The 20,554-nt window shown below is 69.1% G+C and carries 22 protein-coding genes; 10 read left to right on the top strand and 12 right to left on the bottom strand.

The window, feature by feature from the left end; genetic code table 11:
* Positions 1-78 precede the first annotated feature (78 nt).
* Positions 79-555, top strand: coding sequence for a hypothetical protein (locus AC2DFQ_RS01990; RefSeq protein WP_484509510.1), 477 nt, complete (start codon positions 79-81; stop codon positions 553-555).
* 130 nt (positions 556-685) lie between these two features.
* Here the strand turns inward: AC2DFQ_RS01990 and AC2DFQ_RS01985 are convergent, their stop codons facing one another.
* Positions 686-943: a hypothetical protein gene (locus AC2DFQ_RS01985; RefSeq protein WP_484509511.1), complete on the bottom strand. Its 258-nt coding sequence runs from the start codon at positions 941-943 to the stop codon at positions 686-688.
* Between the two features lie 43 nt (positions 944-986).
* Between AC2DFQ_RS01985 and AC2DFQ_RS01980 the strand changes: the two genes are divergently transcribed.
* Entirely contained in the window at positions 987-1,913 is a 927-nt protein-coding gene (locus AC2DFQ_RS01980) for a 5'-3' exonuclease (protein WP_484532781.1), read from the top strand.
* Positions 1,914-2,487: 574 nt separating this feature from the next.
* On the opposite strand, the gene AC2DFQ_RS01975 is transcribed toward AC2DFQ_RS01980, so the two are convergent.
* From AC2DFQ_RS01975 to trpD, 3 genes are read right to left on the bottom strand one after another with little or no spacing between them, the layout of a single operon-like run.
* Positions 2,488-3,762, bottom strand: coding sequence for an MFS transporter (locus tag AC2DFQ_RS01975; protein WP_484532780.1), 1,275 nt, complete (start codon positions 3,760-3,762; stop codon positions 2,488-2,490).
* A 20-nt stretch (positions 3,763-3,782) separates the two neighbouring features.
* Positions 3,783-4,775 (bottom strand): PHP domain-containing protein, encoded by a 993-nt coding sequence (locus AC2DFQ_RS01970; protein WP_484532779.1) that lies wholly within the window; start codon positions 4,773-4,775, stop codon positions 3,783-3,785.
* Positions 4,776-4,778: 3 nt separating this feature from the next.
* A complete protein-coding gene (trpD, locus tag AC2DFQ_RS01965) occupies positions 4,779-5,840 on the bottom strand; it encodes an anthranilate phosphoribosyltransferase (protein WP_484532778.1) in 1,062 nt (353 codons plus the stop codon).
* Between the two features lie 152 nt (positions 5,841-5,992).
* On the opposite strand from trpD, the gene ctaE reads away from it, so the two are divergent.
* The 7 genes from ctaE to AC2DFQ_RS01930 all read left to right on the top strand — a co-directional run bounded on the left by ctaE (position 5,993) and on the right by AC2DFQ_RS01930 (position 12,368).
* Complete coding sequence (gene ctaE, locus AC2DFQ_RS01960; RefSeq protein ID WP_484509516.1) at positions 5,993-6,628, top strand: aa3-type cytochrome oxidase subunit III; 636 nt, start codon at positions 5,993-5,995, stop codon at positions 6,626-6,628.
* Between the two features lie 19 nt (positions 6,629-6,647).
* On the top strand, positions 6,648-7,451 hold the full coding sequence (qcrC, locus tag AC2DFQ_RS01955; protein ID WP_484509517.1) for a cytochrome bc1 complex diheme cytochrome c subunit: 804 nt from the start codon (positions 6,648-6,650) through the stop codon (positions 7,449-7,451).
* Positions 7,452-7,490: 39 nt separating this feature from the next.
* Positions 7,491-8,570, top strand: a complete 1,080-nt coding sequence (qcrA, locus tag AC2DFQ_RS01950; RefSeq protein WP_484509518.1) for a cytochrome bc1 complex Rieske iron-sulfur subunit — start codon at positions 7,491-7,493, stop codon at positions 8,568-8,570.
* Positions 8,567-10,414, top strand: a complete 1,848-nt coding sequence (gene qcrB / locus AC2DFQ_RS01945; RefSeq protein ID WP_484509519.1) for a cytochrome bc1 complex cytochrome b subunit — start codon at positions 8,567-8,569, stop codon at positions 10,412-10,414. Before qcrA ends, qcrB begins: the two co-directional genes overlap by 4 nt.
* A gap of 131 nt (positions 10,415-10,545) precedes the next feature.
* On the top strand, positions 10,546-10,968 hold the full coding sequence (locus AC2DFQ_RS01940) for a rhodanese-like domain-containing protein (protein WP_484532777.1): 423 nt from the start codon (positions 10,546-10,548) through the stop codon (positions 10,966-10,968).
* A gap of 63 nt (positions 10,969-11,031) precedes the next feature.
* Positions 11,032-11,550, top strand: coding sequence for a DUF2243 domain-containing protein (locus tag AC2DFQ_RS01935; RefSeq protein WP_484532776.1), 519 nt, complete (start codon positions 11,032-11,034; stop codon positions 11,548-11,550).
* Positions 11,547-12,368: a cytochrome c oxidase assembly protein gene (locus AC2DFQ_RS01930; RefSeq protein WP_484532775.1), complete on the top strand. Its 822-nt coding sequence runs from the start codon at positions 11,547-11,549 to the stop codon at positions 12,366-12,368. Before AC2DFQ_RS01935 ends, AC2DFQ_RS01930 begins: the two co-directional genes overlap by 4 nt.
* On the opposite strand, the gene AC2DFQ_RS01925 is transcribed toward AC2DFQ_RS01930, so the two are convergent.
* The 6 genes from AC2DFQ_RS01925 to AC2DFQ_RS01900 all read right to left on the bottom strand — a co-directional run bounded on the left by AC2DFQ_RS01925 (position 12,338) and on the right by AC2DFQ_RS01900 (position 18,250).
* A complete protein-coding gene (locus tag AC2DFQ_RS01925) occupies positions 12,338-13,099 on the bottom strand; it encodes a PP2C family protein-serine/threonine phosphatase (RefSeq protein ID WP_484509522.1) in 762 nt (253 codons plus the stop codon). The genes AC2DFQ_RS01930 and AC2DFQ_RS01925 overlap by 31 nt on opposite strands.
* 34 nt (positions 13,100-13,133) lie before the next feature.
* On the bottom strand, positions 13,134-13,565 hold the full coding sequence (locus AC2DFQ_RS01920; protein WP_484509523.1) for a cytochrome c oxidase subunit 4: 432 nt from the start codon (positions 13,563-13,565) through the stop codon (positions 13,134-13,136).
* Positions 13,565-15,328 carry an aa3-type cytochrome oxidase subunit I gene (gene ctaD / locus AC2DFQ_RS01915; protein ID WP_484509524.1) on the bottom strand — a complete coding sequence of 588 codons (1,764 nt, stop codon included), beginning with the start codon at positions 15,326-15,328 and terminating at the stop codon, positions 13,565-13,567. Before ctaD ends, AC2DFQ_RS01920 begins: the two co-directional genes overlap by 1 nt.
* Before the next feature lie 6 nt (positions 15,329-15,334).
* Positions 15,335-16,222, bottom strand: coding sequence for an aa3-type cytochrome oxidase subunit II (ctaC, locus tag AC2DFQ_RS01910; RefSeq protein WP_484509525.1), 888 nt, complete (start codon positions 16,220-16,222; stop codon positions 15,335-15,337).
* Positions 16,223-16,395: 173 nt separating this feature from the next.
* Entirely contained in the window at positions 16,396-16,761 is a 366-nt protein-coding gene (locus AC2DFQ_RS01905) for a HesB/IscA family protein (protein ID WP_484509526.1), read from the bottom strand.
* A gap of 94 nt (positions 16,762-16,855) precedes the next feature.
* Positions 16,856-18,250 (bottom strand): M20/M25/M40 family metallo-hydrolase, encoded by a 1,395-nt coding sequence (locus tag AC2DFQ_RS01900; RefSeq protein WP_484532774.1) that lies wholly within the window; start codon positions 18,248-18,250, stop codon positions 16,856-16,858.
* A 46-nt stretch (positions 18,251-18,296) separates the two neighbouring features.
* Here AC2DFQ_RS01900 and AC2DFQ_RS01895 point away from each other — a divergent pair, with 46 nt between their 5' ends.
* Positions 18,297-18,863 carry a DUF3043 domain-containing protein gene (locus AC2DFQ_RS01895; RefSeq protein WP_484509528.1) on the top strand — a complete coding sequence of 189 codons (567 nt, stop codon included), beginning with the start codon at positions 18,297-18,299 and terminating at the stop codon, positions 18,861-18,863.
* A 148-nt stretch (positions 18,864-19,011) separates the two neighbouring features.
* On the opposite strand, the gene AC2DFQ_RS01890 is transcribed toward AC2DFQ_RS01895, so the two are convergent.
* Positions 19,012-20,025, bottom strand: a complete 1,014-nt coding sequence (locus AC2DFQ_RS01890) for a quinone-dependent dihydroorotate dehydrogenase (protein ID WP_484532773.1) — start codon at positions 20,023-20,025, stop codon at positions 19,012-19,014.
* Between the two features lie 32 nt (positions 20,026-20,057).
* Entirely contained in the window at positions 20,058-20,546 is a 489-nt protein-coding gene (gene nrdR, locus AC2DFQ_RS01885; RefSeq protein ID WP_484509530.1) for a transcriptional regulator NrdR, read from the bottom strand.
* Between the last annotated feature and the right edge of the window lie 8 nt (positions 20,547-20,554).

Genomic DNA, 20,554 nt, shown 5'->3' with positions numbered 1-20,554 from the left:
GTCCCCGCCCGGACCGGCACGTTCCTGGTGTGTCCCGCGGAAGCCGAGGAGGAAGAGGTCGCTCCCGGGATCCCGGCGGTGACCGCGCGCGACCTCGCGAGCTTCGCCCCCGCGGGCCCGGCGCTGGGCAGTGAGCCCGAGGGCGTCGGTGTCGTCGGAATGCCCGCCAACTTCGTCGCCTCGGCGTCGGCGCAGACCACGGGCGGCACCCTCTTCGGCCGACCGGTGACGGTGCAGTTCACCCCGGCCGCCTTCGTCTTCGATTACGGCGATGGTTCCACCGCGCGCTCGGCGTCGGGCGGAGCATCCTGGCGCGACCTGGGCCAGGCGCAGTTCACGCCCACGCCGACCAGCCACTCCTACGCCGAACGCGGCACGTACGACGTCTCGGTCACGATCGAGTACACCGCGGCGGTCGACTTCGGCACGGGGTGGTTCCCGGTCCGCGGCGTCGTCACAGCCACCACGGCCGGCTATCCGGTCGAGATCTTCGAGGTGCGCACCGCACTCGTCGACAAGACGTGCGCCGAGAATCCCACCGGCCCCGGCTGCTGACGCCCCCCGTATCGAGGAGATCTCGGGAATCGAGGATCCCACCGGCCGATCGGGTCCTCGATCGGCGAGATCTCCTCCGATTCATGCGACGGATGCTCGCGGACACCGCCTCGGTGTACCGCAGCTGCTTCTAGTCTTCCGACGACGCCGCTGGCGCCGGTCCCACCTGGGCCGGCCTTTCTCCACGCAGCCGCAGGGCGTTCCCCGCATAGGTGACAGCGAGCGCTCCGAAAAAGAGCAGGATCGCAGCTCCCGCGAGGATCCCGAAACTGCTGCCCCCGTGGGGGATTCGTAAGATCAGGATGGCCGCGCCGGCGGAGGCGGCAACCGCGTTGAGAATCGCCTGGCCGACGGCCAGTCGGAAGCTGGTGGTCTTCATCGCGAACATTCCGTCAATGTACTGCCCGTTCGACGGGCAGTAGCCTGTCGATGTGTCCCCGCGTCCAGACAAGTTGCTTCTGCTCGACACCGCCTCCCTCTACTTCCGAGCGTTCTACGGGGTGCCCGATACGGTGCGCTCCCCCGACGGGACGCCGGTGAACGCGGTCCGGGGGCTGCTCGACATCATCGCGAAGCTGGTCACGACCTACCACCCGACCCACGTGGTGGCGTGCTGGGACGATGACTGGCGCCCGCAGTGGCGAGTCGATCTCATTCCGAGCTACAAGACGCACCGCGTGGCCGAAGTCGTCGCCGACGCACCGGATGTGGAAGTGGTACCCGACCCGCTGGAGGTGCAGATCCCCGTCATCCGGGAGGCCCTCACCATCCTCGGGATCCCCGTCGTAGGCGCCCCCGAGCACGAAGCCGACGACGTCATCGGCACGCTCGCGACGCGCGCCGACATCCCGGTCGACATCGTCACCGGCGACCGTGACCTTTTTCAGCTCATCGATGACGAGCGCGAAGTCCGCGTGGTGTACACGGCGCGCGGCATGAGCAACCTCGAAGTCGTCACCGATGCCACCGTCGTCGCGAAGTACGGCGTGCATGCGCCGCAGTACGCCGACTTCGCCGCGCTCCGCGGCGACGCCTCCGACGGGCTGCCCGGTGTCGCCGGCATCGGGGAGAAGTCGGCCGCCACCCTCCTTACCGCCCACGGCGATCTGGCTGGCATCGTCGCTGCCGCCGAGTCCGGCGAGGGGATGACCGCGGGCCAGCGCGCGAAGATGCTCGCGGGCTCGGCGTACCTGGCCGTCGCCCCGACGGTCGTCGAAGTGGTGCGTGACCTCGACCTGCCGCCCGTGGACGCCCGCCTGCCCGGTGTGGACGCCGAACGCCGTGCGGCAGCCGAAGAGCTCGCAGAGCGGTGGAACCTCGGGTCCTCCATGACCCGCGTCCTCAACGCCCTGACCTGATCAGCGCGGCATCCACCGGCGCGGCATCCATCGGTGCGGCCACGGTGCGCAAAACTCAGGAGATTCCGGCATTTTCGGGGCCCACAGCGCCGTCCGGCCGGCGTGTCTCCTGAGTTTTGAACGCCGGTCCGCCGCGACGGCCCCCGCCACGCACCCCCACCGACCAACGGCGCATCGCCGGCATCCATCCGCAGCCCATCGCCGCGGCGCCGGGCCCTCCGTCGCGGCGGTGCGCAAAACTCAGGAGATTCGGGCATTCTCGGGGCCCACAGCGCCGTCCGGCCGGCGTGTCTCCTGAGTTTTGAACGCCGGTCCGCCGCGATGGCCCCCGCCACACACCCCCACCGACCAACGGCACATCGCCGGCATCCATCCGCAGCCCATCGCCGCGCCGGCGGGCCACGCGCCCCTCGGCCGCCGTCGCTGCGCCGGGACCTCCCCCGCGGCCGAGGTGCGCACAACTCAGGAGATTCGGGAATTCTCGGGGCCCACACCACCCGCCGCTCGGCGTGTCTCCTGAGTTTTGAACACCGCCGGGGCCGCGCCGCGCGACGCGCGCCCGCCGCCGCGGCCCTCAGCGGGCGCGACGCACGGCGGAGAACGCGGCCGCCAGCAGCACGGTGTACACCGCCGCGGCGATCACGAGCACGATCAGCGCGCCGGTCCAGTCGCCGCTGAATTCCCGCATCGCCCCCAGCACCGGACCGGCCATCGCACCGATGGCGTAGCCGCCGCCCTGGACGAAGGCCGACATGCCTGCTGCCTCGCCGTCCGAGCGGGCCACTTGGACGAGCACGCTGAAGACCGCCACGAATCCGCCCGAGTGCCCGATGGCGCCGATCGACAGCCACAGCACCATCAGCGACGGGGCCGCGAGCACGCCGACGGTGAGGGCGAGCCAGCTCCCACTGATCACCACGACCGTCACCCACGGCGGAGCCACTCGCGTCAACAGCGGCACCACGAACGCTCCCACGATGCCGACGCCCTGGAAGATCGAGGCGAGGGCACCGGCTGCCGTGCGGTCCAGCGCCAACAGGTCGCCGGAGAGCACGGGAAGCCAAGTGGTGAACCCGAAGTAGATGAAGGTCTGGAACGCGAAGGTCGCCAAGAGGAGCCACGGCACGGGTCGCCGCAGGAACGATGCGCTGCGCGTGCTGATCACCGGCATGGGGCCCGTGAGCGTGCGCGGGTCGATGTCCTCGATGGCGCCGGCGCGTGCCGGGCTCGCCCCGGAATACCGCTCGCCGATGTCGATGCCCGCGCGGCGCCAGCGCGCGAGGTGCGCGCCCCACAATGCGATACCGGCGATGGTCAGCACCGACCACAGCAGCAGGGCGAGGGGCCACCCCACCAGGGATGCCAGCGGCGCCGTCAGCAGCGAGGTGAGCAGAGACCCGGCGTTGAGCATCGCGACATACGCGGCGGTCAGCAGACTCACCCGCCCGGGGGGCACGTCGCGCCGGATGATGACGGGGATGACGACGTTGCCAACCGTGATGGCCGCGCCGATGACGACCGTTCCGACCAGCATCCACCCGAAGGTCGGTAGAGCCCGCACCGCCGTTCCCACCAGCACCCCGGTGAGCGAGATCAGGAGCGCCAGTTCCGGGCCCGAACGACGGATCACGAACGCGGCGACCGGCGTGAGGATCGCGAACATGAGCACCGGCGCGGTCGTCAGCAGCGCGACGGTCGTGGCCCCCAGGCCGAGATCCTGCTCGATGTCGCGCAGCACGGGGGTCGGCGCCACGATCGGGCCACGCAGGCTCAGCGCGGCTACCAGGACTCCCGCGATGAGCAGCCACGGGAGGGGCCTGCCGAGGGCACCCCCACGTGGCGAGGTCATCACCCCAGTCTACGAGCGGCTCACCGCCTGCGTCCCAGCCATTCCCGCAGCTTCGGCAACGGCCAGGTCGTGACGATCCGGTCGGCCGGGATGCCGGCCCGCTCGGCTCGCGCGGCGCCGTAGTCCAGCAGAGACAGCTGACCGGGCGCGTGGGCATCGGAGTCGATGGAGAAGAGGCACCCCTTCTCCATCGCGATCGCGATCAGCTCGTCCGGAGGATCCTGCCGCTCGGGCCGTGAGTTGATCTCCACGGCGACGCCGTGCGCCGCGCAGGCCTCGAACACCGCGTGCGGGTCTAGGTCGGAGGGCGGCCGTGTGCCGCGTGAACCCTCCACCAGGCGACCGGTGACGTGCCCGAGCACGTCGACGTGCGGGCCCGACACGGCGGCGACCAGACGTCGCGTCATCGGCGCACGCTCCATCCGCAGCAGTGAGTGCACCGACGCCACCACGACGTCCAGCTCGTCCAGGAGGGCGTCCTCCTGGTCGAGGGAGCCATCCTCGAGGATGTCGACCTCGATGCCGCTGAGGAGGGTGAAGCCGTCGCCGCTCATCCCCGGGACGACCTCGAGCTGGGCGCGCAGTCGCTCAGGGGAGAGCCCGTTGGCAACGCGCAGGCGCGGCGAGTGATCGGTGAGCGCGAGGTATTCGTGCCCGAGGCGGCGGGCGGCATCCACCATCGCCTGAATGGGGGTGAGTCCGTCCGACCACTCGCTGTGGCTGTGCAGGTCGCCGCGGAGGGCCGCGCGCAGCTCGGACGGCCCGGCGACGCCGGCCTTCTCCCTCAGCGACGCCAGGTACTCCGGCACGTCGCCGGCCAGCGCCTGCTGGATGACGGTGAACGTCGAGTCCCCGATCCCCTTCCGCCGCCGCAGCCCCGGGTCGCGCAGCTGCGCGTCATCCAGCCCGGCGATGGCATCGGCCGCCGAGCGGAACGCCTTGGACTTGTAGCGGCTGGAGCGCTCGCGCTCGAGGAGGTACGCGATCTCGGTCAGGGCGTCCAGCGGATCCATGCCTCAGCCCGCCAGCTCCTGCGAGGTCGCCGCCCATGCTTCCAGCTTCGCGGCCGCGCGGCCGTCGTCCACCGCCGCGGCCGCCTCCCCATGCGCCTCGGCCAGTCGCTCCACGATGGGACGCTGCACCTCGCCCGGGTCGCGGAACAGCCGGTACGCCACGATGCCGGCGGCGGCGTTGAGCAGGACGATGTCGCGGACCGGTCCGGAGTCGCCGGCGAGCACCCGACGAACCACGCCGGCGTTGTGCTGCGGGTCGCCGCCGAGGAGGTCGTCCATGTCGGCGAGGGGGATGCCGAGGTCCCGCGGGTCGAGGTCGTGCTCGTGCACGTCGCCCAGGCTGATCTCCCACAGACGGCTGTGCCCCGTGGTGGTCAGCTCGTCCAGGCCGTCATCGCCGCGGAACACCAGCGCTGTGGCACCGCGGGTGCGGAACACGCCCGTGATCAGCGGCACGCGGTCCAGATGAGCGACACCGACCGCGTTGGCTTCCGCGCGCGCCGGGTTGCACAGCGGGCCGAGGAAGTTGAACACCGTGGGAACACCCAGCTCCGCCCGGGTGGCCCCCGCGTGCCGGAACCCGGGGTGGAAGGCCGCCGCGAAGGCGAAGGTGATCCCCGTGCGAGCGAGCGTCTCGGCCACCTCATCCGGAGCGAGGGTGAGGTCGATGCCCAGCGCGGAGAGCACATCGGACGATCCCGACTGGGAGCTCGCGGCACGGTTGCCGTGCTTGACGACGGGCACACCGGCTCCGGCGGCGACGATGGCGGCCATGCTGGAGACGTTGACGGTCCCGTACCGATCGCCCCCGGTGCCGACGATGTCGAGGACGCCCGCCGGTACCGGGAGCGGGAGGGCGGCCTCCAGGATCGCGTCGCGGAAGCCGACGATCTCGTCCACCGTCTCGCCCTTGGCGCGCAGGGCGATGAGGAAGCCCGCGAGCTGCGAGGGCGTCGCCTCGCCCTGCATGATGCGTCGCATCGCCCACGTGGATTCCGACACGCTGAGGTCTTCCCCGCCCAGGAGGCTCGTCAGGATCTCGGGCCACGCATACCGCTCCGCCATCCTGCGATCCTATCGAGCGGCAACGCCCCGACCGCGGGCGCATTCAGGGACGACCCGTGGTGAACTTGCGGCCGATTCTGAGGCGTCGCTTATCTCGACGGCAGGTCGATCGGGCACGGCGGTGCCAAAACCTGGGACGGGAATCGGCCATAATGGGGAGCGTGACGACGCCAGCGACATACCCCCAGGCTTTCAGGTCCGTGAAACGGCCCGATCCGGTCGCGGTCGGCACCATTGTCTGGCTCGGCAGCGAAGTCATGTTCTTCGCCGGCCTCTTCGCGATCTACTTCACGCTGCGCAGCACCTCTCCGGAGCTGTGGGCCGAGGAGACCCAGCTGCTGAACGTCCCCTACGCGACGGTCAACACGATCATCCTCGTGCTGTCGTCCGTGACGTGCCAGATGGGTGTCTTCGCCGCCGAGCGCTTCCAGCCGTACCGCACGGGCGCGAGCCCGCTGAAGTGGGGCATGGTCGAGTGGTTCTATCTCACCTTCGCCCTGGGCGCGATCTTCGTGTCCGGCCAGGTGTGGGAGTACGCCCAGCTCGTCGCGGAGGGCATGCCCATCACGGCGAACCCGTACGCGTCGGCGTTCTACCTGACCACCGGCTTCCACGCCCTGCACGTCACCGGCGGCCTGATCGCCTTCCTCCTGGTGATCGGCCGCGCGTACGCCGTCAAGAACTTCGGGCGCAAGGAGATGACCACCTCGATCGTGGTGTCGTACTACTGGCACTTCGTCGACGTGGTCTGGATCGCGCTGTTCCTCGTCATCTACTTCCTGAAATAGAGCGGAGCTCCACCTCGACATGGCACGTGAGAAGAAGCGACGCTCGTCCGGCCGCCGGAGCCCCCTGGCCGCCGCGGCACTGATCGGCATCGGCCTGCTCGTCACCGGCGGCCTCTACGCGGGTGCGACCGCGGCGATCGCCGCAACCGAAGACGACTCCCCCACCGCATCCACCCTCACCGTGGAAGACGGCCAGAAGCTGTTCCAAGCCAACTGCGCCACCTGCCACGGCATGGATCTGCAGGGCACCGAGAACGGCCCGTCCCTCTACGGGGTCGGCGAGCTGTCGGTGCACTTCCAGGTCTCCACCGGCCGTATGCCTCTCCAGGCGCAGGCCCCCCAGGCCCCGCAGAAGCCGGTGCAGTTCACCGAGGACCAGATCGCCGCGATGGCTGCCTACGTGCAGTCGACCTCGGTCGGTCCGACGTTCCCCGATGAGGAGGTGCTGGACGGAGAGGGCGACGTCGCCGAGGGCGCCGAGCTCTTCCGCATCAACTGCGCGATGTGCCACAACGTCGCCGGTGCCGGTGGTGCGCTCACGGAGGGCAAGTACGCCCCGGGGCTTCACACCACCTCTCCGCTGAACATGTACGGGGCGATGGTCACCGGCCCGCAGAACATGCCGGTCTTCAACGACTTGAACCTCACCCTCGAGGACAAGCGCGACATCATCTCCTACCTGGTCTTCCTGCAGGAGAACGAGTCGCCCGGTGGCTACGCGCTCGGTTCACTCGGACCGGTCGCCGAGGGATTGTTCATCTGGATCTTCGGTATCGGCTCGCTCATCGCGCTGACCGTGTGGATCACGGCGAAATCCAACTGATAGACGCTTAACGGCATTCCGGAACGTACGAGGAGCAGCATGGCACACGAGGACGACGCGCTCGAGCACGGGAGGGCTTCCTGGAAGCCGTCTTCGGGGCTCGCGGTCGCGGTGACAGACCCCGTGAGGAATCCGGAGCTCCCGCCGCACCGTGAGCGAGTGACGGACAAGGACCCCAAGGCGATGCGCCGTGCCGTGCGCACGGTCTACACGCTGTTCTACCTCTCGGTCGCAGCGAGCATCTGGGCGGTCGCGGCATACATGCTGTTCCCGATCGAGTCGGGTTCGCTGGTGGACATCCGCTACAACAACCTCTTCATCGGGCTCGGCATCGCGCTGGCGCTGCTGGCGATCGGCATCGGCGCCATCCACTGGTCCAAGGCGATCATGTCCGACAAGGAGTACATCGAGCCCCGCCACGCGACGCGCGGCCGCGACGACACGCGCGCCGCGGCGGTGCAGGTCTTCGCCGCCGCCAACGAGGAGTCCGGATTCGGGCGCCGGACGATGATCCGCAACTCGCTGTTCGCCGCGCTGGCGGCATCGATCCTGCCGGGCATCACCCTCTTCCGCGGGCTGGCACCGGAGAACACCCCGGAGCACCCGCACGCGGGCGACCCGGTGTACCTCCTCAGCCACACGATGTGGAAAGAGGGCTCGCGTCTCGCTCAGGACCCCTCGGGCCGCCCCATCCGCGCGGCCGAAGTCACCCTGGGATCGGCCTTCCACGTCATCCCCGAAGAACTCGCCGGCGTGAGCCACCACGATGGGTACCTCGAGGAGAAGGCGAAGGCGATCGTCCTGCTCATGCGTCTTCTGCCCGAGGATCTGAACGAGCCCGAGGACAAGAAGGACTGGTCCTACGACGGCATCGTCGCCTACTCCAAGGTGTGCACGCACGTCGGATGCCCCGTCGCGCTCTACGAGCAGCACACCCACCACCTGCTCTGCCCTTGCCACCAGTCGCAGTTCGACGTCGCCAACGGTGCGGCCGTCATCTTCGGCCCCGCCGCCCGTCCCCTGCCGCAGCTTCCGATCACGGTCGACGACGAGGGATACCTCGTCGCCCGCAGTGACTTCCACGAGCCCGTCGGCCCCAGCTTCTGGGAGCGCCATTGAGCACCACGACTCATCCCACGGACAACGTCACCACCGAGCCGGCGAATCATCCCGCACCGGGGAATGCCGGACGCGACGGAAAGCCGCTCGGCGGACGGTTCGTCGGCGCTGCCGCGAACTACCTCGACGAGCGAACCAGCATCTCGGGCATCGTCAAGGAGCTCGGTCGCAAGATCTTCCCTGACCACTGGTCCTTCATGCTCGGCGAGATCGCTCTGTGGAGCTTCGTCGTCGTCCTGCTGTCGGGCACCTTCCTGACGTTCTTCTTCGAGGCGTCGATGGTGGAGACGCACTACGACGGCGCCTACGCGCCCATGCGGGGCGTCGCGATGTCGGCGGCGCTGGAATCCACGCTGCACATCTCGTTCGACCTGCGTGGCGGCCTGCTGGTCCGCCAGATCCACCACTGGGCCGCGCTCGTGTTCGTCGCCGGTATCGGCGTGCACATGCTCCGCGTGTTCTTCACCGGCGCGTTCCGCAAGCCGCGGGAACTGAACTGGGTGGTCGGCTTCATCCTCTTCATCCTCGCCCTGGCCGAAGGATTCACCGGCTACTCCCTGCCCGACGACCTGCTGTCGGGCAACGGCCTGCGCATCATCGACGGCATGGTCAAGGGCATCCCGGTGGCCGGAACGTGGATCTCGTTCCTGCTGTTCGGCGGCGAGTTCCCCGGTTCGGTGATCGTCGGTCGCCTCTACACGCTGCACATCCTGCTGCTGCCGGCGATCCTGGTCGCCCTGCTCGTGGTGCACCTGATGCTCATGATCATCAACAAGCACACGCAGTTCGCCGGCCCTGCACGCACCAACGACAACGTCGTGGGCTACCCGATCATGCCGGTGTACATGTCGAAGATGGGCGGGTTCTTCTTCATCACGTTCGGCGTGATCGTGCTCGTCGCTTCGCTGTTCACGATCAACCCGATCTGGAACTACGGTCCCTACGATCCTTCTCCGGTCTCCGCGGGCACCCAGCCGGACTGGTACATCGGGTTCGCCGACGGCGCCCTGCGCCTGGTACCGCCGTACCTCGAGTTCGTCCTGTGGGATCGCACGTGGTCGTGGAACATCCTCATCCCGCTGGCCGTGCTCGGCGTGTTCATCGTGCTCGTCCTGATCTACCCCTTCATCGAGGCGTGGATCACCGGCGACAAGCGCGAGCACCACATCGCGCAGCGTCCGCGCAACGCTCCGACCCGCACCGCGATCGGCGCCGCCGGCGTCACCTTCTACGCGGTGCTGTGGGCTGCGGCGTCCTCGGACATCATCGCCACGCACTTCTGGCTCACGATGGAAGGCGTCATCCACGCCCTGCAGGCGCTGCTGATCGTCGGCCCGATCGTGGCCTACTTCGTCACCAAGCGCATCTGTCTCGCCCTGCAGAAGAAGGACCGCGAGATCCTCCTGCACGGCTACGAGTCCGGCCGGATCGTGCGCCTCCCCGGCGGGGAGTACATCGAGGTCCACCAGCCGGTCGACGAGTACGACCGCTGGAAGCTCGTCGACTCGGAGAACATCTACGCCCCGCTGGTCGTGCGTCCCAACGCTCAGGGACGCATCCCCTGGCATGAGCACGTACGGGCCGCGTTCTCGCGCTGGTTCTTCGAGGACCGCCTCGCCCCGCTCACGCAGGCGGAACTGGATGCGGCGGCCGCGCACCAGCACCACGAGCTCGACCACGTCACGCACGTGGCCGAGGACGAGCTCGAGGCCTCCGATCAGCGCGCCATCGGGGAAGGCCGCCCCGTGGCCGCCCCCCACGACGAGCGAGCGGAAATGGAGATGCCCTCTCCGAAGGGACTGGAGGAGCGCAATCGTCCCACGGGAGAAGACAAGCCGCAGTGACGCGGTGAGATGAAACTCCGGGATGCCCGGTCCGCCCCGCGGACCGGGCATCCCGCGTTTCTGGCAGGATTCGCGCGACCGGCAGCTCACTCAGGATCCGCGCGACGACACGTCTCCCGTAGCCTGATGCGATGACCGACCGTGCCGCGTACTTCCGTGCCCGCCTCGCCGCCGAGACCGACCCGTCCGACGTGTACGCCGCGCAGAAGGCGGGTGACGCGTTCGTCCTCGTGGATGTGCGGGGGCAGGATGCGTGGGCGCAGGGACGCATCCCTGGGGCCATCCACATGCCCTACCGGCAGATCGCCGAGCGGGCGCCGCGGGAGCTCGATCCGGCGGTGCCGGTCGTCGTGTACTGCTGGAGCCCCGGGTGCAACGCCGGCGTGAAGGGCGCGCTCGAGTTCGCCCAGCTCGGCTATGACGTCAGGGAGATGATCGGCGGATACGAATACTGGGTGCGGGAAGGGCAGCCGTCCGAGGGTGACGACGGACCACTGACCCGCACCTTCGATCCCCTCGTCATGGTGGTGCACTCCCCCGTGCTCTCGTCGTAGCGGCGCCCCGCGGCGCTGTCCACCCCGTGTCACCGACCCGGGGCTGCAGCCGAGGCTGGGACCATGACCGTTCCTGCATCCGCCCGCCGCCCGACGACGCCGCGCCCTTCGTGGACATCACGCGCTGACCGGTCGTCACAGAACGCCTGGTCGGGCGCGTTGTTCGGTGTCGGCCTGATCGCGTTCGTCGACGAAGCCGTGTTCCATCAGTTGCTGCACTGGCACCACTTCTACGACCGCAGTACCACCGACATCGGCCTGGTCTCCGACGGCCTCTTTCACGCATTCAGTTGGTTCGCGACGATCGGCGGACTCTTCCTCCTGACAGACCTCCGCCGCCGTAACGCCCTGTGGGCGACGCGGTGGGCCGGCGGCGTGCTGGTAGGAGCCGGCGCCTTCCAGCTGTATGACGGGCTGCTCCAGCACAAGGTATGGCGCATCCACCAGATCCGCTACGTCGAGGACCTCCTGCCGTACGACCTCACCTGGAACATCTCCGCGGCCCTTGTCCTGATCGCGGGGATCGTGGTCGTAGCGCGAACCGGCCGACGCCGCGCCCTCGCGTACGCGGAGGCGGCGTGAGCGAGGCCGTCACCGCGCACGTCCATGCCGGCGGCGGAACCGGGTTCCTCGATGTGCTGCTCGTCGCTCTGTCGGCGTTCGCGGTGACGATCTACGTCACCGCGGCTCTCGCGACGCGACGAAGAGGACGGGAGTGGCCGATCTTGCGCGTGCTCGCGTGGGTCACAGGCGTAACCCTCGCTGCACTCTCCGTCACGGGCCCGGTGGCGGCGGCAGCCCGGAACGACTTCGTCGTGCACATGTGGGGGCACCTGGCTGCGGGGATGGCCGCTCCCGTGCTGCTGGTGCTCGCAGCCCCCGTCACGCTGGCCTTGCGGTCTCTGCCGCTCACCCCGGCGCGACGGCTGTCACGGATGCTGCGCTCCTGGCCGGCCCGCCTCGTCTCCTCGCCCCTCCTCGCCGCGGTGCTGAGCGCGGGCGGCCTGTGGGTGCTCTACCTCACTCCCCTGTTCCCGGCGATGCACGACAATCCGCTCCTGCACGTGGTGGTGCACGCTCACCTCCTTGCCGCCGGTTACCTCTTCACCGCGGCTGTGATCGGCCGAGATCCTCGCCCGCACCGCGCGCGCCGCACCGTGCTCGCCGCGGTGCTCATGGCGGCGATGGCCTCGCACGCCGTGCTCGCGAAATACCTCTACGCGTATCCCCCCGAGGTGGTTCCCGTGGCCCAAGCCCGGGAGGGAGCGCAGCTGATGTACTACGCGGGCGCCTGGGTGGAGGTGGCGATCATCGTCATCTTCTGCGCCGACTGGTACCGCGCCGCGGGCCGCCGGATCGGCACGACGGCTCAGGCCGTCTCGACGTCTTCGGCGAAATAGCGTGCGGCCGACCCGGAGAACACCGGCGGAGAGGCCTCGGAGTCGTCCTCGATGATGTCGCACACCACCGCCGTCACGTTGTCGAGGGAGCCGGCCTCGAGCGCGAACGCGACGAGGTCGGCGGCAGCCTGGCGCGGGCTCTCCCCCGCGCCCAGCAGCGCGGCCACCTCTGGCTCTGGGATGTAATCGGTCACTCCGTCGCTGCAGAGCAGCCAGCGGTCGCCGGCGAGAGCCGTGCGCTCGCTGACGGAGACCACATCGTTCTCGCCACCGCCGAGGGACGCCGTGATGATGTTGCGTCGCGGGTGGGTCGAGGCCGCTTCCGGCGCGAGCAGACCGTGGTCCACGAGCGCCTGCACGTACGAGTCATCCCGTGTCTCCCGGGTGAACCACCCGTCGCGCAGTAGGTACCCCCGTGAGTCGCCGCTGTGCGCCACGAGCATCGAGCCGCTGTGCGCCACGAAGAGGCCGGTGAAGGTCGTCGACATGCCCTGCAGGGACGGATCGCGCACCACATGGGCCCGGAGGTCCCAATTGGCCTCGCGGATGCGGACGAGCAACGCCTCCGCATCGGACGCGCCCGGCGCCCCGGCCACGAGGCGGTGGACGAGGGCTGCCGAGGCCAGGTCGCCCGACGGCCCACCACCGACGCCGTCGGCCACCGCCGCGCCCCAGGACGCAGTGAAGGCGGCGTCCTGATTCGTCGAACGGTGCGGCCCGATGTCGGACACCGCAGCCGCTCTCAGTCGGATCGGCACTCGCCGCTCAGCGCGCGAAATATCCGCGATAGTACTCGAACACCCAGCCGACGATGGCGACGACGAAGATGCTGAGCCCGATGGGCATCATCCAGGTGCCCACGGCGAGCCCGATCATTGCGATCGCCGCCGAGAACGCGAGCACGATGGGCCACCACGACCACGGGCTGAACTCGCCGATCTCCGGGTCACCGTCGTCGATGTCGGCGGTGAGGGTATCTTCGGGCAGCTCACCGCCCTGTGCGCGGTGGACGCGCTGGACGTAGAACGCGATCAGCGCCGACATCAGTGCCGCGAAGATCAGGGCGATCGTGCCGACCCATTCGATGCGGGTGACGACATCGCCGGAGTAGAAGATGATCGCCCATACCGTGTAGACGATCCCGACGATCAGGAAGAAGACCGACAGCAGCCACCACAGGTTCGCGTTGGCGCGCATTACTTGACCTCCCCCTCGGCGGCGTCGACGACCGGTGCGTCGGGCGCGTCCTTGGCCGGGCCCACACCGACCGGGATGCCGGCCTCGGGGTGGTTCAGGTCGAACGCGGGGCGCTCACTGCGGATGCGCGGAATCGACGTGAAGTTGTGGCGGGGCGGCGGCGACGAGGTCGCCCACTCCAGGGAGCCGCCGTAGCCCCACGGGTCGTTGACCGTGATCCTCGGCGCCTTGCGCGCCGTGATCCACACGTTCAGCAGGAACGGGATCATCGAAGCACCGAGGATCATCGCACCCACGGTGGAGACCTGGTTCTCCCACGTCCAATTGTCCTGCGGCGAGTAGTCCGCGTAGCGGCGCACCATGCCGTCCACGCCCAGCCAGTGCTGGATGAGGAAGGTCATGTGGAAGCCGATGAACAGCATCCAGAAGTGCACGTAGCCGAGCCGCTCGTTCAGCATCCGCCCCGTCCACTTCGGCCACCAGAAGTAGAACCCGGCGAACATCGCGAACACGACCGTGCCGAACACGACGTAGTGGAAGTGGGCCACCACGAAGTACGAGTCGGACAGGTGGAAGTCCAGCGGCGGTGAGGCGAGGATGACGCCGGTGAGGCCGCCGAAGACGAACGAGATCAGGAAGCCGAGGGCGAAGACCATCGGAGTTTCGAAGGTCACCGACCCGCGCCACATCGTGCCGATCCAGTTGAAGATCTTCACCCCGGTCGGAACGGCGATGAGCATCGTCATCAGGGCGAAGAAGGGCAGCAGCACCGCACCGGTGACGTACATGTGGTGCGCCCACACCGACACCGACAGGGCCGCGATCGCGATCGTGGCGTAGACGAGGGTCTTGTACCCGAAGATCGGCTTCCGGCTGAAGACGGGGAAGATCTCCGACACGATGCCGAAGAACGGCAGCGCGATGATGTACACCTCGGGGTGACCGAAGAACCAGAACAGGTGCTGCCACAGCAGCACGCCGCCGGCAGCGGGGTCGTAGATGTGCGACCCGAGCACGCGGTCGCTGGCGGCGGCCAGGATGGCGGCGGCCAGCACGGGGAAGGCCAGCAGGATCAGGATGCTGGTGATCAGCGTGTTCCACGTGAAGATCGGCATCCGCCACATGGTCATGCCGGGCGCGCGCATCGTGAGGATCGTGGTGATGAAGTTCACGGCACCCAGGATCGTGCCGAAACCGCTCATGCCGAGGCCCAGCATCCAGAGGTTTCCGCCGACGCCTGGCGAGAAGCTGGCATTGGCGAGCGGCTGATAGGCGAACCAACCGAATCCGGCAGCACCAGCGGGGGTCAGGAAGCCGGAGATCGCGATGAGCGAGCCGAACAGGAACAGCCAGAAGGCGAAAGCGTTCAGTCGCGGGAAGGCGACGTCGGGAGCACCGATCTGCAGCGGGAGGATCGCATTGGCGAAGCCGGCGAACAGCGGCGTCGCGAACATCAGCAGCATGATCGTGCCGTGCATGGTGAACAGCTGGTTGTACTGCTCCTTGGTCGGCAGGATCTGCATGCCCGGCTCGAACAGCTCGGCGCGGATGATCAGCGCCATCACGCCACCGAGCATGAAGAACATCACCGAGGAGATGAGGTACAGGTAACCGATCGTCTTGTGGTCGGTGGAGGTGATCCACTTCACGACGATGTTGCCCTTGTGCTCGACGCGGGACGTGGTCAGCAGCGCCGCCTGGCGGGGCGGGATCGTCGTCGGGCGGCCGGGCGCCGATTCTTTCGGCGGAAGCGTGGTGGTCATGCTCGCTTAACCTTCCTCGGCGCGGCCGAACCCGGTGTTACCCCGGAGTCGGTCATAGGCCTCGTCGATGTCACCGGTCTGTCCCGAGGCGCGCAGCGTGTCGAGGTAGTCCTCGTACTCCGCGTCACTGACGACCTTGACGTTGAACAGCATGGCGGAGTGGTACTCGCCGCACAGTTCGGCGCACTTGCCGGCGTAGGTGCCCTCGCGGGTGGGCGTGAACGACCAGTAGTTGTCGCGCCCGATGTACATGTCCTTCTTGTACAGGAAGTCGATGACCCAGAAGGAGTGCGCGACATCGCGCGACTGCAGCTCGATCTGCACCGTCCTGTCCACCGGCAGGTAGAGGGTGGGCAACGCGTCCTGGTCGACGGTGCCGTCGCCCTCGGGCACGGCCTGCACGCCCATGGTCCACACGGCGTCGGAGGCGTCCTCGGCCTCGCCGTTGTACTGGAAGTCCCATGCCCACTGCTTGCCGTAGGCGGTGATCGACACCTCGGGGTCTTCGTACTGGTCCTCGAGGATGTCCTGGTCGCGCGCGGTGAAGGCGAAGAATCCGACGACGAGGATCAGCGGCACGACCGTGTAGAAGATCTCGATCGGCATGTTGTAGCGCAGCTGCACCGGAAGGCCCGACTGGCCTTTACGACGGCGGTACGCGATGGCGGCCCAGAGCATGAGCCCCCAGGTGACCAGGCCCACGACCAGCAGCACGATCCAGGAGTTGACCCACAGCCCGGCGACCATGTCGACGCGGTTCGTGGTGGGGACGCCGTCTTCCTGGAACCCCGGCAGGTAGCCGTGGAGCTGGGTCGGGCTGCAGCCGGCGAGCACTGCTGCCGTGGCGATCCCAACCGGAAGGAAGGCCCAGCGGAGGCGGCGTTTCGAGGGCACGGTGCACCTTTCCGGACGTGAATGTTGCTCGTTCAGTCTAGGGCAAGCTCTCATGCTTCTCAGGACAACCGCTCAGCCGCGAAAACGCGAAAACCCGCGGGACGAGGCGAAAGTCGCTCGCGTACCGCGGGTTCTGGCGTGTCGGTCCCGGGCTCGGCCCGGGCCGCGTCAGATCAGTGGAAGCTGTCGCCGCAGGCGCAGCTGCCGGCAGCGTTGGGGTTGTCGATCGTGAACCCCTGCTCCGAGATGGTGTCCTTGAAGTCGATGGTCGCCCCGTCCAGGTACGGCACGCTCATGTCGTCGACGATGACCTCGACGCCGCCGAAGTCGACGGCCTTGTCACCATCGAGGTAGCGCTCGTCGAAATAGAGCTGGTAAATGAGCCCGGAGCATCCGCCGGGCTGCACGGCCACGCGGAGACGGAGGTCGTCGCGCCCTTCCTGGTCGAGAAGGTTCTTGATCTTCAGAGCGGCGGCGTCGGTGAGCCCGACCCCGTGCTCGCGGACGGTCTGGTCGGTGGACAGCGCGGTGTCGGTCATGACATCCCCCTCTTCATCGGAGCGCGTCGCGGTTCGGACACGATGATTCTACGCCGCCCGGCGCGAGCGCGCCCCGCCGCCGCATCCGCGCGTCTCACACGGTGCGCGCGTCGAGGCTCTCCAGCAGCAGCGCCTCGGCGGCCACCGCGTGCCGGAAGGTGTCCAGGTGCAGCGACTCATTCGGGCTGTGTGCACGCGAGTTGGGGTCTTCCACGCCCGTGACGAGGATCTGGGCTTCGGGGAATTCGCGGACGAGGTCGGCGATGAAGGGGATCGACCCGCCGACACCGACGTCGATGCTCGGGACGCCGTACCCCTCTTCGAAGGCCCGGCGCACGTCCTCGACGGCCCACCCGCCGGTGTCGACGAGGAAGCCGTCGCCGCAGTCGACGTCGGAGAAGGTCAGCTCGGCACCGAAGGGCGCGCGCTCTCGCAGGTGCGCCTGAATCGCCTCGAACGCCTCGACGGCGGGTTGGCCGGGCGCCACGCGGGCGCTCACCACGACCGTGATCTCGGGCGCCAGGGTGTTGGATGCGGCGGCAACGCTGGTCGCGTCGATGCCGGTGACCGTGATCGAGGGCTGGTTCCAGATGCGACTGAGGATCGCGTCGCGTCCGATGGGCGTGACGCCCTCGAGCAGCCCGGCTTCGCCCCGCAACGTCTCCTCGGTGTACTCGGGGGTCGCCGCATCCCGGATCGAAAGTCCCGGCACGGCGACCGCGCCGTCGTCGTCCCACAGGGTCGCGAGGAGCTTCACGGTCGCGAGCATGGCGTCGGGCGCCGCTCCCCCGAACATCCCGGAGTGCGACGCGTGGTCGAGGGTCCGCACGCGCAGGGTGAAGCGGGCATTCCCCCGGAGCGACACCGTGAGACCCGGGGTGCGCTCGTCCCAGTTGCCCGAGTCGGCCACGACGATCGCATCGGCGCGCAGCGCGTCGGCGTTGTCGGCGAGGAACTGGCCGAATGAGCGCGAGCCGTACTCCTCCTCACCCTCGATGAACACGGCGACACCGAGGTCGACGTCCCGCCCGAGCGCCTCGATCAGCGCGCGAAGAGCCGCGACATGAGCCATGACCCCGGCCTTGTCATCGGCGGCCCCGCGGCCGTACAGACGGCCGTCGCGCACGGTCGGCTCGAAAGGGGGCGTCTCCCACAGCGCCTCGTCGCCGGCGGGCTGCACGTCGTGGTGGGCGTACAGCAGGACCGTGGGCCGGCCGTTGCGGGCGGCGCGGGTGGCCAGGACGGCCGGTTGCCCGTGCTCGTCGGTGCCGGGGATCGCGGCGGTCTTCACCTCGACGCTGTCGAAGAACTCCAGTCCGCGGAAGAGTTCCGCCACCGCCTCGGCGCTGCGGGCGATCTGCGCCTGGTCGAAGGCGGGCCACGCGACGGAGGGGATGCGCACGAGGGACCCGAGATCGGCCAGTGCGGAGGGGATCACGGATGCTGCGGCTGCGCGCACAGCATCTCTGCGGGAGTGTTCGGGGGTCATGCGAGTAATCTTAGAGAGCCCCATCCACTGTCTGCCGAGGTTCCCCGTGGCCAAGACCCCCGTCCCCGCGTCCAACGACGCCCCCGTCGACCCTGCCCGCTCGGGCAAGGGACGTGCGACTCCGACGCGTGCCGAGCGGGAGGCCGCACGCAAGCGCCCGCTCGTCGCCGACACCAAGGAGGCGAAGGCCCGCGCTCGCGCCGAGCTGGCAGCGCGCCGCGAGAAGGCGCGGCTGGGGATGGCGGCCGGGGACGACCGCTACCTGCCGGTGCGCGACAAGGGTCCGCAGCGGCGCTTCGCGCGCGACTTCGTCGACTCGGGCTGGCACCTGGGCGAGGGCGTCATGCCCTTCATGGTGCTCGTGATCGTGGCGACCATCATCCCCGTGCCGATGTTCCAGTACTGGGCGTTCGTCGCCCTGTGGATCTTCGTGCTCTTCGTCATCGGCGACATGATCATCACGTCGATCCGGGTCAAGCGCGCCGCCCGGGAGAAGTTCGGTGCCGACCGCATGGAGAAGGGCCTCGGGTGGTACTCGGCCATGCGGACGGTCCAGATGCGCTTCATGCGCCTCCCCAAGCCGCAGGTCAAGCGCGGCCAGCACCCCGCCTGACCGCCCGGGCCGCCCGCGGCCCGGCCGCGAGACTGCACGCTGCCGGCGAGGCAGCGGCATTATGTCGCACTCTCGTCGGCAGGCTGCGGTCTCGCGGACCCGAGTCGTGCGTGGAGCGGAGGGGCGTCGTGCGTGGAGCGGAGGGGCGTCAGAGGCCGCGGTTGATCTGGCGAGCCCAGAGCGGGCCGCGGTACAGGAACGCGGTGTAGCCCTGCACGAGGGTCGCGCCGGCGTCCAGGCGCTCCCGCACATCGGCGGCGGTCTCGACCCCGCCGGCGGAGATGACGACGAACTCCGCCGGCACCACGGCGCGCACGAGGCGCAGCACGGCCATCGCGCGCAGCTTCAGCGGGGCGCCGGACAGGCCGCCCTCCCCCGCCGCCGCGACGATCGCCGGCGGCGTGCGCAGACCCTCGCGCGAGATCGTGGTGTTCGTGGCGATGAGCCCCGCGAGTCCCAGGTCCACGGCGAGGCGGGCGATCGCCTGCACCTCGTCGTCGTCGAGGTCGGGTGAGATCTTCACCAGCAGGGGGGTCGACCCCGCGGCATCCCGCACCGCCGTCAGCAGGGGGCGCAACGTGTCGAGCGCCTGGAGCCCGCGGAGACCCGGCGTGTTCGGTGACGAGACGTTCACCACGAGATAGTCGGCCAGCGGCGCGAGCAGCCGCGTGCTGCGGACGTAGTCGGCAGCGGCCTCGGCGACCTCGACCACGCGGCTCTTGCCGATGTTCACCCCGATGACCGGGCGGATGCGCCGCCGCCGCAGCCGCTCGAGGCGCCGGGCCGCAGCCTCGGCCCCGCCGTTGTTGAACCCCATCCGGTTCACCACGGCGCGGTCGGCGACGAGGCGGAAGAGCCGGGGGCGAGGGTTGCCCGGCTGCGGGAGCGCGGTGACCGTGCCGACCTCGACGTGCCCGAAGCCGAGAGCATGAAGCCCCGGCACCATCCGCACGTCCTTGTCGAAGCCCGCGGCGACGCCGAAGGGCGAGTCGAACGTCTCGCCCAGCGCCTCGGTGCGCAGCCCTGGGCGGGGTGCGGTGAAGCGCCGGGCCACCCATGAGAACGGGGGGACTCCCAGGAGGCGGATGACCGGGACGGCCAGGTGGTGCGCACGTTCGGGGTCGATCCGCGACAGGACGAGGCGGAAAAGCAGCGGGTACATCCCCGCCAGCCTAGGCCCCCCGGGACGGAGCGCTACTCCGCGACGCCGGCCGGTTCGTCGGCGGCTCGGCGGGCGGAGTGATCGGCGCGCAGCAGCCCGATCGCGGACTCGAAGTCTTCGAGCGACTCGAACCCCTGGTAGACGCTCGCGAAGCGGAGGTAGGCGACCTCGTCCAGCTCGCGCAACGGTCCGAGGATCGCCAGGCCGATCTCGTTCGCCTCGATCTGCGAGGCGCCGGTCTGGCGCACGGTCTCCTCGACGCTCTGCGCCAGCATCGCCAGGTCGGCCTCGGTGACCGGTCGGCCCTGACAGGCCTTCCGCACTCCCGCCATCACCTTCTCGCGGCTGAAGGGCTCGATCACGCCGGAGCGCTTGATGATGTTGAGACTGGCCGTCTCCACGGTCGAGAAGCGGCCCCCGCACTCGGGGCACTGACGGCGGCGACGGATGCTGAGACCGTCGTCGCTCGTGCGGGAATCGATGACGCGGGAGTCGGGGTGGCGACAGAACGGGCAGTGCATGGCATCGA

Source organism: Microbacterium sp. Z11_20 (assembly GCF_057197605.1).
This window is presented reverse-complemented; position numbering and strand designations above follow the sequence as displayed.

Excerpts from the sequence above, each read along its gene's own strand:
- AC2DFQ_RS01905 (WP_484509526.1), bottom strand. The coding sequence starts at position 16,761 with ATGACCGACACCGCGCTGTCCACCGACCAGACCGTCCGCGAGCACGGG.
- AC2DFQ_RS01985 (WP_484509511.1), bottom strand. The coding sequence starts at position 943 with ATGTTCGCGATGAAGACCACCAGCTTCCGACTGGCCGTCGGCCAGGCG.
- ctaE (WP_484509516.1), top strand. The coding sequence starts at position 5,993 with ATGGGGAGCGTGACGACGCCAGCGACATACCCCCAGGCTTTCAGGTCC.
- nrdR (WP_484509530.1), bottom strand. The coding sequence starts at position 20,546 with ATGCACTGCCCGTTCTGTCGCCACCCCGACTCCCGCGTCATCGATTCC.
- qcrC (WP_484509517.1), top strand. The coding sequence starts at position 6,648 with ATGGCACGTGAGAAGAAGCGACGCTCGTCCGGCCGCCGGAGCCCCCTG.
- AC2DFQ_RS01935 (WP_484532776.1), top strand. The coding sequence starts at position 11,032 with ATGACCGTTCCTGCATCCGCCCGCCGCCCGACGACGCCGCGCCCTTCG.
- AC2DFQ_RS01970 (WP_484532779.1), bottom strand. The coding sequence starts at position 4,775 with ATGGATCCGCTGGACGCCCTGACCGAGATCGCGTACCTCCTCGAGCGC.
- AC2DFQ_RS01940 (WP_484532777.1), top strand. The coding sequence starts at position 10,546 with ATGACCGACCGTGCCGCGTACTTCCGTGCCCGCCTCGCCGCCGAGACC.
- qcrA (WP_484509518.1), top strand. The coding sequence starts at position 7,491 with ATGGCACACGAGGACGACGCGCTCGAGCACGGGAGGGCTTCCTGGAAG.
- AC2DFQ_RS01890 (WP_484532773.1), bottom strand. The coding sequence starts at position 20,025 with ATGTACCCGCTGCTTTTCCGCCTCGTCCTGTCGCGGATCGACCCCGAA.
- AC2DFQ_RS01900 (WP_484532774.1), bottom strand. The coding sequence starts at position 18,250 with ATGACCCCCGAACACTCCCGCAGAGATGCTGTGCGCGCAGCCGCAGCA.
- trpD (WP_484532778.1), bottom strand. The coding sequence starts at position 5,840 with ATGGCGGAGCGGTATGCGTGGCCCGAGATCCTGACGAGCCTCCTGGGC.
- ctaD (WP_484509524.1), bottom strand. The coding sequence starts at position 15,328 with ATGACCACCACGCTTCCGCCGAAAGAATCGGCGCCCGGCCGCCCGACG.
- AC2DFQ_RS01975 (WP_484532780.1), bottom strand. The coding sequence starts at position 3,762 with ATGACCTCGCCACGTGGGGGTGCCCTCGGCAGGCCCCTCCCGTGGCTG.
- AC2DFQ_RS01920 (WP_484509523.1), bottom strand. The coding sequence starts at position 13,565 with ATGCGCGCCAACGCGAACCTGTGGTGGCTGCTGTCGGTCTTCTTCCTG.